General features: G+C 75.0%; 10 protein-coding genes. 2 read left to right on the plus strand and 8 right to left on the minus strand.

Features of this window, described 5'->3' with window-relative positions; all coding sequences use genetic code 11:
* Positions 1-10: 10 nt before the first annotated feature.
* Positions 11-1,279: a sugar ABC transporter permease gene (locus OH807_RS04560; protein WP_406210701.1), complete on the plus strand. Its 1,269-nt coding sequence runs from the start codon at positions 11-13 to the stop codon at positions 1,277-1,279.
* An 85-nt stretch (positions 1,280-1,364) separates the two neighbouring features.
* On the opposite strand, the gene OH807_RS04565 is transcribed toward OH807_RS04560, so the two are convergent.
* The 7 genes from OH807_RS04565 to OH807_RS04595 all read right to left on the minus strand — a co-directional run bounded on the left by OH807_RS04565 (position 1,365) and on the right by OH807_RS04595 (position 10,079).
* Positions 1,365-2,396, minus strand: a complete 1,032-nt coding sequence (locus tag OH807_RS04565; protein ID WP_406194150.1) for an endonuclease/exonuclease/phosphatase family protein — start codon at positions 2,394-2,396, stop codon at positions 1,365-1,367.
* A gap of 107 nt (positions 2,397-2,503) precedes the next feature.
* Positions 2,504-3,520, minus strand: coding sequence for a UDP-glucose 4-epimerase GalE (galE, locus tag OH807_RS04570; protein WP_406194153.1), 1,017 nt, complete (start codon positions 3,518-3,520; stop codon positions 2,504-2,506).
* Positions 3,521-3,613: 93 nt separating this feature from the next.
* Positions 3,614-4,291: a hypothetical protein gene (locus OH807_RS04575; protein ID WP_406194156.1), complete on the minus strand. Its 678-nt coding sequence runs from the start codon at positions 4,289-4,291 to the stop codon at positions 3,614-3,616.
* A gap of 92 nt (positions 4,292-4,383) precedes the next feature.
* Positions 4,384-6,639 (minus strand): RICIN domain-containing protein, encoded by a 2,256-nt coding sequence (locus OH807_RS04580; protein WP_406194159.1) that lies wholly within the window; start codon positions 6,637-6,639, stop codon positions 4,384-4,386.
* A 319-nt stretch (positions 6,640-6,958) separates the two neighbouring features.
* Positions 6,959-8,185 carry an alpha/beta hydrolase family protein gene (locus tag OH807_RS04585; protein ID WP_406194163.1) on the minus strand — a complete coding sequence of 409 codons (1,227 nt, stop codon included), beginning with the start codon at positions 8,183-8,185 and terminating at the stop codon, positions 6,959-6,961.
* Between the two features lie 371 nt (positions 8,186-8,556).
* Positions 8,557-9,138 (minus strand): hypothetical protein, encoded by a 582-nt coding sequence (locus tag OH807_RS04590; RefSeq protein ID WP_406194166.1) that lies wholly within the window; start codon positions 9,136-9,138, stop codon positions 8,557-8,559.
* Between the two features lie 89 nt (positions 9,139-9,227).
* Positions 9,228-10,079: a sigma 54 modulation/S30EA ribosomal C-terminal domain-containing protein gene (locus tag OH807_RS04595; protein ID WP_406194168.1), complete on the minus strand. Its 852-nt coding sequence runs from the start codon at positions 10,077-10,079 to the stop codon at positions 9,228-9,230.
* A 510-nt stretch (positions 10,080-10,589) separates the two neighbouring features.
* On the opposite strand from OH807_RS04595, the gene OH807_RS04600 reads away from it, so the two are divergent.
* Entirely contained in the window at positions 10,590-13,256 is a 2,667-nt protein-coding gene (locus OH807_RS04600; protein WP_406194170.1) for a cytochrome P450, read from the plus strand.
* Here the strand turns inward: OH807_RS04600 and OH807_RS04605 are convergent.
* A complete protein-coding gene (locus OH807_RS04605; RefSeq protein ID WP_406194172.1) occupies positions 13,234-13,365 on the minus strand; it encodes a DUF6126 family protein in 132 nt (43 codons plus the stop codon). The genes OH807_RS04600 and OH807_RS04605 overlap by 23 nt on opposite strands.
* Positions 13,366-13,383 lie beyond the last annotated feature (18 nt).

Genomic DNA, 13,383 nt, shown 5'->3' on the forward strand with positions numbered 1-13,383 from the left:
CGAGGACAACATGCCCAAGGGCGGCGTCAACGCCCCGGTCCCGGTGGCGGCGGAGGCGACCCCGGCCGTGGACCCGCGGCTGATCGTGCGCCAGGAAGGCATCAAGGGCTACCTCGGCGAGTTCCGCCGCCGGCTCAGCAGCGGTGAACTCGGCTCGCTGCCGGTGGTGCTGGCCCTGATCGTGATCTGGGCCGTGTTCGGCAGCCTGAACAGCAGCTTCCTCTCCGCCCAGAACCTCTCCAACCTGTCCCAGCAGATCGTCGGCACCGGCATGATCGCGATCGGCGTGGTCTTCGTGCTGCTGCTCGGCGAGATCGACCTCTCGGTCGGCTCGGTCAGCGGCCTCTGCGCGGCGATCTACGCCGTCCTCGAAGTCACCCACGGGGTCAACCAGTGGGTGGCGCTGCTCGTCGCGCTCTCCGGCGGCGCGGTCGTCGGGTTCATCCAGGGCGTGTTCTTCGCGAAGGTCGGCGTGCCGGCCTTCGTCGTCACCCTCGCCGGCAACCTCGGCTGGAACGGCCTGATGCTGCAGATCCTCGGCAGCAACGGCACGGTCAACCTCAGCGGCACCGACATCGTCTCGCGCCTCTACAGCACGATCTACGGACAGCAGGCCGCCGCGTACGGCGCGGCCGCGGCCGGGGTGGTGCTGTTCCTCCTCGCCTCGCTGACCGACGCCAGGCGCCGCCGGGCGGCCGGGGTGCCGTACCGGCCGCCCGCGGACATCGCGTTGCGGACGGTGGCCATCGCCGTCATCGGGTTCCTCGCCGCCTACACGCTCAACCAGTACAAGGGGCTTCCGCTGGCCCTGCTGATCTTCCTGATCTTCATCGTGGTCCTGGACTTCGTCCTGCGCCGCACCAAGTACGGCCGGGAGGTCTTCGCGCTCGGCGGCAACATCGAGGGCGCCCGCAGGGCCGGTATCAACGTCTCGTGGATCAGGATCAGCGTCTTCACCATCTGCTCGACGATGGCGGCGGTCGGCGGTCTCTTCCTGGCCGCGCAGATCCAGTCCGCCAGCCAGACCTCCGGCGGCGGCAACCTGCTGATGAACGCCATCGCGGCGGCCGTCATCGGCGGCACCAGCCTCTTCGGCGGGCGCGGGTCGACCTGGTCGGCCCTGCTCGGTGCGCTGGTGATCGGCTCGATCCAGTCCGGGATGAACATCCAGGGGCTGAGCAACGCGATCCAGTTCATGATCACCGGTGCGGTGCTGCTGGCCGCCGTGGTCGTCGACTCGCTGGCCCGCCGCACCCAGAAGGCCGCCGGCCGCGCCTGACCGCGGCGGCCCGGCGGCTCCGGACCGGCCTCGCTCCCCGGGCGCGCCCGCTGCGCCCGGCCGGGGCGGGCGCAGCGGGCGGTGCTCAGCCGGTGACCGCCAGCTCGGCCACCACCGCGCGGTGGTCCGCCCCCTGCACCGGGTGCTCGGCCACGGACACCGCCGTCAGGGCGTCGCCGTGCAGCACGTGGTCGATCTGGATCATCGGCGGCAGGTACGGGAAGTCCGCGTTCCCCTCCGGCCAGGTGGGCGAGGCCCCGCGGCCCAGCTCGGCGTGGGTGTCGGTGAGGCCGGTGGCCAGCAGGCTGCGCATCGGAGCATGGTCGAGCGTCGCGTTGAAGTCCCCCAGGAAGACGGCGTTGCGGCCGGCACCGGCCGCCGCAGCCCGCAGGGCGGCGAAGTCCTCGCCCCAGCGCTTGGCGTCGCCCAGCGGGTAGTAGGTGTGCACGGCCGTGAGCCGCACCGCCCGCCCGCCGACGGTGACCTCGGCGGCCACCTGGGCCCGGACCGCCTCCGGGACGGACGCGTCGAGCGGGGTGAGCGGCAGCCGCGAGTAGATCACGGTGTCCCGCCCCGGCCGGACCTCCCGGTACGGCAGCAGCTCGGCGATCCCCGCCCGGTCCAGCGCGGCCGGCGCAGCGCCCCAGAACTCCTCCAGCGCGAGTACGTCCACCCGCTGCTCACGCACCAGCCGGACGAGGGCGGCGCCGTCGACCTGCCCCATGTACGCGTTGCTGGTGGCCACCCGCAGCCGCGGTGCGTCGGCCGCCACCGCTCCACCCTCCGGCACGAACCGCGGTACCAGCCAGCAGAGTTGGACGACCGCGAGCAGCGCGGCGGCCCCGGCCGCCCACCACGAGCGGAGCGCGAGCAGCACGAGGAGCGCGAGCAGGGTGGCCGCCGCGGCGTAGGGCAGCAGCACCATCGGCAGGGCGAGCGTCGTGCCGTCGTCCCAGTCACCGGCCCGCACCACGGCCAGCACGGCCGACGGCACCAGGACGAGCGCGCAGAGCCCGGCCAGTACCCGCCTGGCCCACACCCGGCGGGCGCCGCGCCCCGGTCGGGCCCCCGCCGCCTGCTTGCCCTTCGCCTGCTTGCCCGTCGGCTTCTTCCCCACGCGTCACTCCTGTTCGTCCGGCTCCGGCGGAAGACGCCCCGCACCGGCCGCCGGTTCCGGGACGCGGGGCCGGGCGGACGGGCGGACGGGCGGGCGGGCGGACGGGCTCAGGCGGTGGCGAGGTGGGCGGACCACCGGGCCCGCCAGGCGAGGGCGTCCGCGACCCCCTCGGCGATGGTGCGCTGCGCGGACCACCCGAGCAGCTCCCGCGCGCTGTCCACGGCGGCGTAGCAGCCGAGGACGTCGCCGGGCCGGGGCCCGGCCTCGCGGACCTCGACCCGGCCGCCGACGGCCTGTTCGAAGGCGGCGACCAGCTCGCGGACGGTGGTGCCCTCCCCCGTGCCGATGTTGAGCACCCAGTAACGGTCGTCCGCGGTGCCCCCGACGACCTCGTCGAAGCGGAGCAGCGCCGCGGCGTGGGCCTCCGCGACGTCCTGGACGTGGATGTAGTCGCGGATGCCGGAGCCGTCCCTGGTCGCCCAGTCGACGCCGGTGACGGTGAACGGCGTGCCGTCGGTGTGCGCCTCGATCAGCTTGCCGAGCGCGTGGGTCGGCCGGAGGTCCTGGAGGCCGGTGCGCAGCTGCGGGTCCGCGCCGACCGGGTTGAAGTACCGCAGCACGATGACCCGGAGCTGCTCGGCCCCGTCGCCGCGGGTCCAGTCCTGGAGGACCTGCTCCATCATCAGCTTGGTGCGCGCGTAGGGGCTGTTGGCGTCGAGCGGGCAGGTCTCGTCCACCCGGCCGTCCGGGGTGGGCGCGTAGAGGGACGCGGAGCTGCTGAAGACGACCCGGGTACAGCCGTTGCGCTGGAGGGAGTCGAGCAGTTCGACCGTCTTGGCCACGTTCTCCCGGTAGTAGAAGAGCGGCTTGGCGACCGACTCCGGGACGACGATCCGTGCCGCGCAGTGCAGGGTGGCGGTGATGTCGGGGTGCTCGGCGAAGATCCGGTCGATCAGTGCGCCGTCGGCGATGTCGCCCCGGTAGAACACCCGCCCCTCGACGAACTCGGCCCGGCCCCGGGACAGGTCGTCCAGGATCACCGGCGTGATGCCCCGGTCGAGCAGCGTGGACGCCACGGTGCTGCCGATGTAGCCGGCACCACCGGTGATCAGGACCTTCTTCATGCGCGCGCTCCTCGCCGTCGTCGGGCGCCCGGGTGGCGCCCGCCGAAGAGGGGGACGATCGATCGCGCACGGCGGGTTCCACCGGCTTGCGGATCAGCTCCGGCGGGCCCGGCGGCGGAGCGCGAAACCGGCGCCGACCACGAGGACGGCCGCGACGGCGGTACCGACGGCGGCCCAGGTGAGCGCGTCGGAGCTGCTCCCCGACGAGCCCGCCTCGGTGGCGCCCGCGGTGCCGGCCGGGGTGGCGCCCGGTGCGGTGACGGTCACCGGGGCGCCGGACGCGGTCGAGGTGCCCGGCGTGGTGGACGGCGCGGCCGTGGACGGCGTGGCGGTGGACGGCGTGGCGGTGGACGTGGACGGGCCGGCGGGCGGGGTCGGCAGGACCGGGTCGGTGATGACGGCGGCCTCGACGTCGAGTTCGCGCTCGCCGTGCCCGAGGGAGGGGAACGCGCAGTCGACGCTCACCTTCCAGTGGCCGGCGGGGAGGATCTCCCGGGTGGTGTACGTCCCGGGTCGGCCGGGGACGGCGACCATGGGCCACGGCCCGGCCGACCGCCCGTCGGCCGAGGTGGCGGAGAGCGTGCCGGCGAACTCGCGGGTGACCGGGTCGTGGTCGTTCTCGAAGGTGGCGACGGTGGTGACGTGCCCGTTCTCCTGGCCGGTGACGTCGAGGTGCACGGTGTCACCGTGCGCCGCCGCGGGGAGGGCGGCCGGTCCGAGGACGGCCGCCACGGCGAGGGCGAGGGCGGCGGCGAGCGGTCGGATGCGCATGACGGGGATCCTTGTGGGGAGGAATGGCCGGGTGCGGCCGCCACCGGTGTACCCGGTGACGGCCGCACCCGGAGGGTCTGCGGGGAGACTGCTCAGGAGGTCTTCTGCAGCGTCCAGGACTGGTACGCCTGGCCGTTCGGCTTCTGCAGCTCCAGCAGCCAACCGCCGTAGTACCAGCGGTTGCTGATCCCGAGCACCAGGGACGAGCCGTCGGCGCTCAGGGTGAAGCCGCCGCCCGCCTCGGTGAGCCGCCACTTCTGGGCCGCCACGTCGGAGCAGGGCTGCTGCGCGAGGTACTGGCCGGCCACCGCGTCGCCGCCCAGCTGGAGGCACTTGTCCGAGCGGGCGGACTTGATCCGGACGGCGCCGGCGCCGGCGTCCTCGAAGCTCCACTTCTGGTTGGCGTAGCCGGTGCGCTGGTAGGCGATGGCCACGGTGCCGTTGTTGAGCGAGCTGCCCCACAGGTCGGCGGCCTGGCCGGTGAGCCCGTTGACCAGGCTGTACCGGCTGCCGGGCTGCGGCCGGCCGGCGTCCGCGAGGGTGCGGAAGGTGGCGGCCCGGCCGGGCTTGGAGACGGCGCCGGCCGCGTCACGGACGGCGACGGCCACGGTGTACGAGGTACCGGGCGCGAGCCGGACGAGGCCGACCACGGTGGCGCGGACGGTGCCGATGGCCTGACCGTTCAGCAGCACGTCGTACCCGGCAGCCGACGGGACGGCGGGCCAGCTCAGCACGGCCGAGTTCTGGGTGACCTGACTGGCCGTCATGTCCGGGCCGGTGGTGCCCGCGGTCGGCGTGGCGGTCGGGGAGGGCGAGCCGGTACGGGTCGGCGAGCCGGTGGGCGACGGGGTCCCGGTGGGGCTCGGGGTGGTGGTGCCGGTGGCCGTCGGGGACGGCGACGGCGTCCGGGTCGGGCTCGGGGTGGTGGTGCCGGTGGCCGTGGGGGTCGGCGTGGGGGTCGGCGTCGGAGTCGGGGTGGGGTTCGGGCCGGTGCCGCCGCCGGCGATCAGGAACCGGTTGTTGGCGACGTTCCAGTGGGTGGCCAGGTAACTGCCGGGCGCGGGTGCGGTGTTGTAGTAGTCGTCGTGGTGGCAGTCGAGCCGGCTGTCACTGGCGTTGTCCGGGCAGACCGTCTTCATCGCCGGGTAGTACGGGGTGTCCGAGTAGCACATGAGGTCCCACTCGTCGACGCAGTGGCCACCCTTGCTGGAGTTGGGCGCGCTGTTGCTCACCGCGCCCAGGTTGTGGCCGAGCTCGTGCGCCGCGGTGTGGCCGCCCCAGCAGCCGGAGTCCGTCCGGCCGTACGAGGGGCCGAAGTTGCTCATGTTGTCCTGGCCGGGCCGCTCGTCGCCCGCGAAGGTACCGATGCCGCAGTACACCTTGGCATCGGTGAACATCATGTACTTGCGGTCCTTGCGGTTGAACCCCTGCGCGGCGAGCGCGCGGTTGCTCGCGTTGAAGTCCTGGATCTCGGAGTCCGCGATCTGCACGTTCAGCACCGAGGCGCTGCAGTCGGATTCGGTGACGAACCGGACGTGCCGGACGCCGCCGGTCTCCTGGGCGCTGGCGTTGTAGATGACATCGACCTCGGACGCCCACTTCTTGAAGGAGGCCAGGTACTGCGCGAACCGGTCGTTGCCCGGGCCGTGGACGTACACCACCTGCACGCGGTTGCCGCTGCTGCCGTCGCCCTCGCAGACGAGGCCGGAGCCGTCGGCGGCCGCCGTCTGCTGGGGCGCGGAGGCACCGGGGGTGGCGCCGGCATCGGCCAGCAGGGCCTTCTGGCCGGCGTCGAGCACCGGGGCGGAGCCCTTCAACAGGTCGGCCACGGCGGGGGGCTGGGCGTTGGCGGGCGGCGCGAGCGGCGGCGCCTGGGCGGCCGCGGCGGTCACCGGGGCGACGTCCTTGCGGATGTCCACGTCCTTCGGCGGCGCGTCCGGGCCGTGGCTGCAGAGCTCACCCCCGGGGACCTCCAGCGATCCGGCGCACCGGTCACCGGTCGGCAGGGTGAGGCCGGCGTAGACCAGACCGCGCTCCGGCTGGTCCTTGGGTATCTCCTTCAGCGGCGCGGCCTTCTGCTCGCGCTTCGGCCCGGGCGCCTTCGTCGCACCCTCGGCGGTGCCGGTCTCCCCCGCGTCCTCGGTGAGCTGGCCGGCCGCCTCCGCCCGGTCGGCCGAACCGTCCGCGGCCACCGCGGTGTTGCTGCGGGCGGCGGTCGGCTCCAGTGCGGTCTGGATGCCCAGCGCGCTCGCCAGCAGACCCGCGGCCACCGCCACCGCCAGCAGCGCCGTCCGGCGCCCCGACCTCTTGCGGCGCTCGCGCCTGTGCTCCGTACCCCGGTGTCCCATGCTCTCTCCTGTCCTCGGTGCGACGGCCCGCGTGCCACCCGTTTGCGGCGGTCAGGCCTTCCGACACTCTGGAGAGCGGACGGGGCGGGAGGAGATAACAGAAACCTCTTTCGAAAATCGCGCGAACGATCCCGGCGGTGCGGCGGGGCCGTCACGAGCACGGCCCGGACGGGCCGTCGGTGAGGCACCGACAGGGGACGCGGCGCAAGGCGGCGGGAGCGGGAGGCGGTCGACGAACACGATGCCGAGCCCTACCGCCGGGCCTACGACGGCAGCCCACTCCGAGCCGCACGAACCCCCGAAGGATCACCGCGGAGCTTCACCGGTACGGGAAGAGCACTTCCGGATTGTTCGGCGAGGGGCCGTCCAGCAGCGGACTGTGGATCCCCTTCAGCGTCCGGTCGAAGAACGCTGTCACGTACTCGCGGGTGATCACCACCCCGCGTTCCGGGGAGAGGGCCGGCGACGGGAACCCGGCCTCCTCCAGGAGCAGGTCCAGGTCGGCGAAGCTGAAGTGGTCGGCACCGGCGACCGTCAGCCACTTCCTGTAGCCGCCGAGGGCTGCCCAGGTCTGCCCCCACGTGGTGTCGTGGCCGCCGGCCGGGTGGTTGGCGGCCGCACCCAGCATGAGGAACGGCCGGTCGATCTGGCCGGGCATCGGGGCCGGGTGGAAGGTGCCGTCCATGTTCACTCCGGCCCGTACTCGCGGGTCGGCGATCATCGTGGCGGCGGCCGCAGCTCCGCCGATGGAGTGTCCGGCCATACCGATCTCGTGCTTGTCGATGAGGTGGGCCAGGGGCCACGCGGTATTGCCGTGCGTCAACCGGTCGATCACGAAGGACACGTCCAGCGCGCGGCTGGCAGCGAGGGCGTCGAAGTCGAGTGCCGGGTCGTCGCAGATCGCGCACGGCGGAGTCTCGCCGTTCGCCAGCGTCTCGCCGCTGTCCTCGTAGGTGTGGCCGACGAGCGCGACGACGTAGCCGTGACTGGCCAGGTCGGTCGCGAGCGAGGTGAGCACCGTGCGCGGGTCCTCGTACGCGGGTGAGAGGACCACCAGCGGATGCTTGCCGCGCTGCGGCCGCGCGCCGTCGAAGGCGTGAGTGGTGACGCCGGAAAGGCTCTGTGGGGTGATGCCGGAGCTCGCCGGCATCTTCCGGCGCTGGAGGGATCCGGCCGCCTCGGCGAGGGTCATGTAAGGGGCCGGAGTGCCCGTCCCGGGGACGGCCGGGTAGACCATCGTGACGGTCAGTCGGCGGGGGCCGGATGCCGGCACCCACGGGTCGGGACGGCTCGCGTCGGTGAGGTGGATGACGTCCTCGCCGGCGGCGTAGGGGCCGGTCGGCGCCGGGAGCGTGCCTCGGAAGGACGGCGTGGGCGTGGTGGCCGTGGCCGTGGCCGTGGCCGTGGCCGGTGCGGCGTCGAACACGTGCGTGGCCACCGGTATGGCCGACGGTGTGGCCGTGGCGGCGGACCCGCTGCCGGTTCCGGCGACGAGGGCGGCGAGCGCCAGCACCGCGACAGCGCTGATACGGCGATTGCGTTTCATGGGACCGACGCTAGGTTCAGCGGCCCCGTACCGGCCATGAGCCTGGCACCCGAATAAATGGTGGCACCATTGCCACCGTTGCCGATTCCGCAGTCGGACGGGAGAGGCGCTCCTGGCACCGGCCGGAGGAATGCCGAACGCCGCCGCGGCCCGCACCCGGCTGACCCGACGACAGACTACGCAAAGCCGCGTGAACCCCCGGGGGATCAACGCGGCGCGCTGCACCGGACCTGCCGGGAGCCCCTGGCCGGAGCCCTCACCAGCCGATTCCCCGGCCAGGACTTGCCAGGCGGACCGGTCCGCCGCCGGGATCACCCGCCTTCGGCACAGGTGTCACGGCGGCCGCTCGCACCACGGCGGCCCCCGGACGATCAGGCCGCCACGACGAGCGGAGGGACGGCCGGCCCGACCGTCCGCGGCACGGGCTGCGGCACGGGCTGCGGCACGCGCTGCGGCACCGGCCGGGCGGCGGAACGGGCGGTGAGCAGGGCGGCGGGCCGCGGAGCCGGGCGCGGTACGGGGCGGGACACCGACCGGTGGACCATCGGCGGGAAGGCGGCCCGGCGGGTACCCGGGGCGTGCATCGTGGCGAGCGCGGCGGCCAGCCGCGCAGGGTCCCCGGCGAGCCAGTACCGCAGGGCGGCGGCGAGCGCCGCACCGGCCGGGCAGGCCGGAAGCCCGGTGGCCCGCGCGACCCGGTCGCCGAGCAGCGGGAGCAGGTCGACGAGCGGCAGCGGCAGCCAGAGCGTGACGGCACAGGGCGCGGGCCGGGCCAGGACGCCCTGCAGCCGGACCGCTTCGGCGCCGGCGCCGGGCAGGGCCGGGACGACGTCGAGCAGGCCGTCCGCCGCCACCTCCGACACGTCGCTGCCGTGGCCGCGTGCAAGCTCGCGCAGCAGCGCACGCTCGGCCGCGGTGGTCCGGACGGTCAGCATGACTTCTTCGCAGTCCATGGTCCCAGTTCCCGTCTTCCGCTCGGGTTGCCGTCGGTGGCTGTGCTCGTGCGCTCGTACCGGGTCGTCCCCGATCATGTCCTGCCCCGTCAGGGGGCTTCTGTCACCGGCGCAATCAGGCCGTAATGGCCGTCGTAGCGGCGGTAGAGGACCCTGCCCCGGCCGTCCACGGGGTCGGTGTGGAAGACGAACGGCCGGCAGCCGAGCCAGAGCCGCCGGGCGGCCTCGGGCAGGTCGATCCGGGGTGCGGGGCGCCGGGCCTCGGGCAGGTCGATCCGGGGTGCGGGGCGCCGGGCCTCGGGCAGGTCGATCCGGGGTACGGGCTGCCGGGCCTCGGGCAGCGGGAGCCCGGATCCGCCGGGCCGGGCCGTGGAGTGGGCGCGGACCAGCCGGAGGCCGCCGTCCGCCGGCCTGCGGTGGACCACGCTGTCCTGGCCGGTCAGTGCGTCGACGAAGAGGTGGAAGCCGTGGTCCAGGGCGAGCAGTTCGCGGGCCGCCCGGTCGGGGGTGCGGAGGGCCGGCACGACGGGTTTGCGCCGGACGATCCGGCGTTCGGCCAGCGGCCTCGGGGTGAACTGCGGCCGATAGGAGCTCTCGTGCACCGCGGCGAACCCGATCTCCCCCAGTTCGCGCAGCCGGGCGGCCCGGCCGACCAGCGTGCCGACCGCCACGTCCACCGCCTCCCGCCCGGTCACCGCGGCCAGTTGGACCCGGACGGGACCGAGGCCGGCCAGCTCCACCGCGGCCTGCGCCACGGCCGGCCGGGTCACCGCGCGGCTGCGCAGCAGGGTGAGCCGGACCCGGGCCGCCCGGGTGTCCGGGCCGAGCGCCGCGGCCAGCGCCCGGGCCTGCTCCCGCGCGTACTCGGCGTCCTGGCGGGGCAGCTCGCCGCGGATCTCCACCCGTACGTCGGGGGCGGGCCGGTGGCTCGGACGGGTCATCAGGGTCCTCCTCGCTTCCGGACCATGCTGGACCCGCGCGGTGCCTCCGGCCGAGGGCCTAAAGACCCTGCCCGGGAGGCAGGGCCGGGCCACCCGGCCCGGGTCGTCCGCCCAGGTGGGGCGGCGTGCCGGCCGGCCCGGCCGGATCCGGGCCACCGGGACCGGCCGGTCCTGGCCCGGGGCTCGTGGTCGTACCGTCCGACGATCGCTCAGGAGCGCTCCCTCCGGCCTCCGGTCGTGTCCGACCCGCGGCGGGTTCTACCACACCCCGGCCGGCCGACGAGCCCGGTCCGTCCGCCGCGCCGGGGGGACGGCGGCGCGATCCACCGATGGAGTGATCCCCCGGGCTGCGGCGCAACACTCTCCGGACCGGCGCGTTTGCTATGGCGTGCGCCCTCTTTCGGTGGCGTGCGCGGGGGTCCGCGCTGGCGAGGGCCCCCGGATCCCGCCCGTCGCGGCGACGGCTCCGGCAGTCCCGCCGCGCCGGTCCCCCTGGTGAGAGGTGATGTCATGCCCCTGACGACCGAGCCCCGTAGACGGATCAGCCCCTCCGGGGACACCGCGCCGCCGACCCCCACGGCCGTCCCCCCACTCGCGCCGGGCGCGCTCCCCGGCCTCGGCCACGCCCCCGCCCTGCTCCGCGACCCGCTCGGCTTCCTCGGTTCGCTCGCCCGGCACGGCGGCGTGGTGCGGATCCGGCTCGGGCCGCGCACCGTCTGCGTGGTGACCGACGCGCACCTCGTCCACACCCTGCTGGTCGCGCTCGCCCACGACTGCCCGCGCGGCGCCGTGCAGGACACCCTCAGGACGGCGTTCGGCGACGGCCTGCTGATGTCCGAGGGCCAGGCGCACCGGGACCGCCGCAGGATCCTCCAGCCCGCCTTCGGCCCGGACCGGATGGCCGGGTACCTGGCCGTGATGCACCAGGTGACCGAGGAGCGGGCCGGGCGGTGGCGGCCGGGCCAGGTCCTCGACGTCGGCAAGGAGATGAACCACCTCGCCCTGGAGATCGTCACCCGGGCGCTGTTCGACGCCCGGCTGAGCGAGGAGGCCACACTCGCCTTCCACCGGGCCCTCCCCGACCTCGTGAAGGGCCAGATCGTCCAGTCGCTCTACCCGCACGCGGCGCTCGCCCGGCTGCCGTTGCCGGTCAACCGGCGGTTCGACGCCGCCGTCCGGGTGCTGAACCAGGTGGTCGACCAGGCCGTCGGCCGCACCGGCCGGCCGGGCGGTCCGGCGGCGGGCCGATGTCCGTTCGGCGGCCCCGCCGCTCCGCTCACCCCCGAAGGCGCAGGCGGCGGCCGGGAGCACGGCGCGGAGCGTACGCTGCCCGGGCTGCTGCGCGCCGCCACCGATCCCGCCACCGGCCGCCCGCTCACCGAGGCCGCCGTCCGCTCCGAGGCGATCACCATGTTCGGGGCGGGCACCGAGACCGTCTCCACCACCCTCACCTGGCTGATCGACGAACTGCTCCGGCACCCGCGGGTGGAGGCCCGCGTCCTCGCCGAGCTGGACGAGCACCTCCCGGCCGGCACCGTCCCCACGCCCGAGGCGCTCGCCCGCCTCACGTACACCCGCAGCGTCACCCAGGAGGTCGTCCGGCTGCACGCGCCGAACGCCTTCCTGATGCGGACGGCCACCGTGCCGGTCTCGCTCGGCCCGTACCGGATCCCGGCCGGCACCGAGCTGCTCTACAGCCTCACCGCCCTGCACCGCGACCCGCGAGTGCACCCCGAGCCGCTGCGGTTCCGGCCCGAGCGCTGGCGCGAGGGCGGCCCGGCGAGCGGCGGCCGGCAGTCCTTCCTGCCGTTCGGGGCGGGCAAGCACAAGTGCATCGGGGAGGCCTTCGCCTGGGCCGAGTTGACGGTGGCCGCCGCCGCGATCCTGCGCCGCTGGCGGCCGACGGCGGTGCCCGGTGCCGCCCGGGCCCGCGAAGTGGTCTGGACCACCGTACAGGCGCAGGGCCTGCACGTCCGACTGGCCCCGCGCGGCGGCCACGCCCCGGGGAGCGGCCCCGGGACAGGCGCCGGGACGGGAGCTGGGCCGGGAGCCGGGACAAGCACCGGGACGGTCGGCCGGGAGGGCGCCGCCCCGGCGACCGCCGCCGAGGACAGCGGACCGCCCGCCGGTGCCGGCGTGGCCGTACGCACCCGCACCCGCACCGGCACCCACACCCGCACCGGCACCGGCACCGGCACCGCCCAGGCGGTCGCCGTCCCGCGGCCCGCCCCGGCCACCCGGCCGGTGCCGACGGCCGCCCCGGCCGCCGACCGCCGGCTCCCCGGCGAACTGCACACCGCCACCGCCCGGCACGCCGACTGGGCGGTGCACCACGGCCTGCTCACCCCCGCCGACCTGCCCCGCTACCAGGCCTACGCACTGCCCGAGCTGATCGGGCACGCCTACCCCGGGGCCCGCGGCGCCGAACTCGGCCTGCTGGTCGACGTCCTCGGCTGGTTCACCATCCTCGACGACCGTTTCGACGGCCCGCCCGGCCACCGCCCCGCGCAGGCCCGCGCCCTCGTCCACCCGCTGCTGGCCGTCCTGGCCGGCGGCGCCCCACCGCCCACAGCGGGCGACTCCGCCATGCTGAAGGCCTGGCGGGAGCTCTGGCAGCGCCAGTGCCGTGCCATGTCGCCCGCCTGGCGCGAACGCAGCGCCGCCGAGTGGCGCGCCTGCCTGGAGACCTTCCTCGCGGAGTCCGCCCACCGGGCCGGCCGCACCTCCCCCGGTCTCCCCGAGACCGTGCGGCTGCGCCGCCATGCCAGCTGCCTCTACCCGTTCATGAACATACTGGAGCGGGTCCACGGCTCCGACGCCCCGGCCCGGCTGCACGCCGAGCCCGCACTGCACCGGCTGCGCGCGCACACCGCCGACGCCGCCACGCTGATCAACGACCTCTACTCACTGGAACGGGAGGAGCGCCAGCCGGCCGCCGCCTTCAACACCGTCCTGACCCTGCAACGCGTCCGCGGCTGCACCCGCACGCAGGCCGCCGCGGCCGTCCGCGCCCGGATCGCCCACCTGCGGGCGGAGAGCGACAGCCTGCGGCGGCACCTGCTGCCCCGTCACCCGGCCGGCGACTGGTACCTCAACGGCACCCGGGAGCTGGTCGACGGCGTGTACGCCTGGACCAGCACCAGCCGCCGGTACCTCAGTGCCGGTCCCCGAGGGTGAACAGCAGGAGGACGAAACCGGCGAACAGGTGTGTGGCGAAGATGTAGATCCCGGCGCGGACGAGCATCGCCCGGCGCCTGGTCCTCTCGTCACTGGTGCCGTCGGCCATGGCCGGGTGCTCCTTCGC

The organism is Kitasatospora sp. NBC_01560, from assembly GCF_045208415.1.
Lineage (GTDB): Bacteria > Actinomycetota > Actinomycetes > Streptomycetales > Streptomycetaceae > Kitasatospora.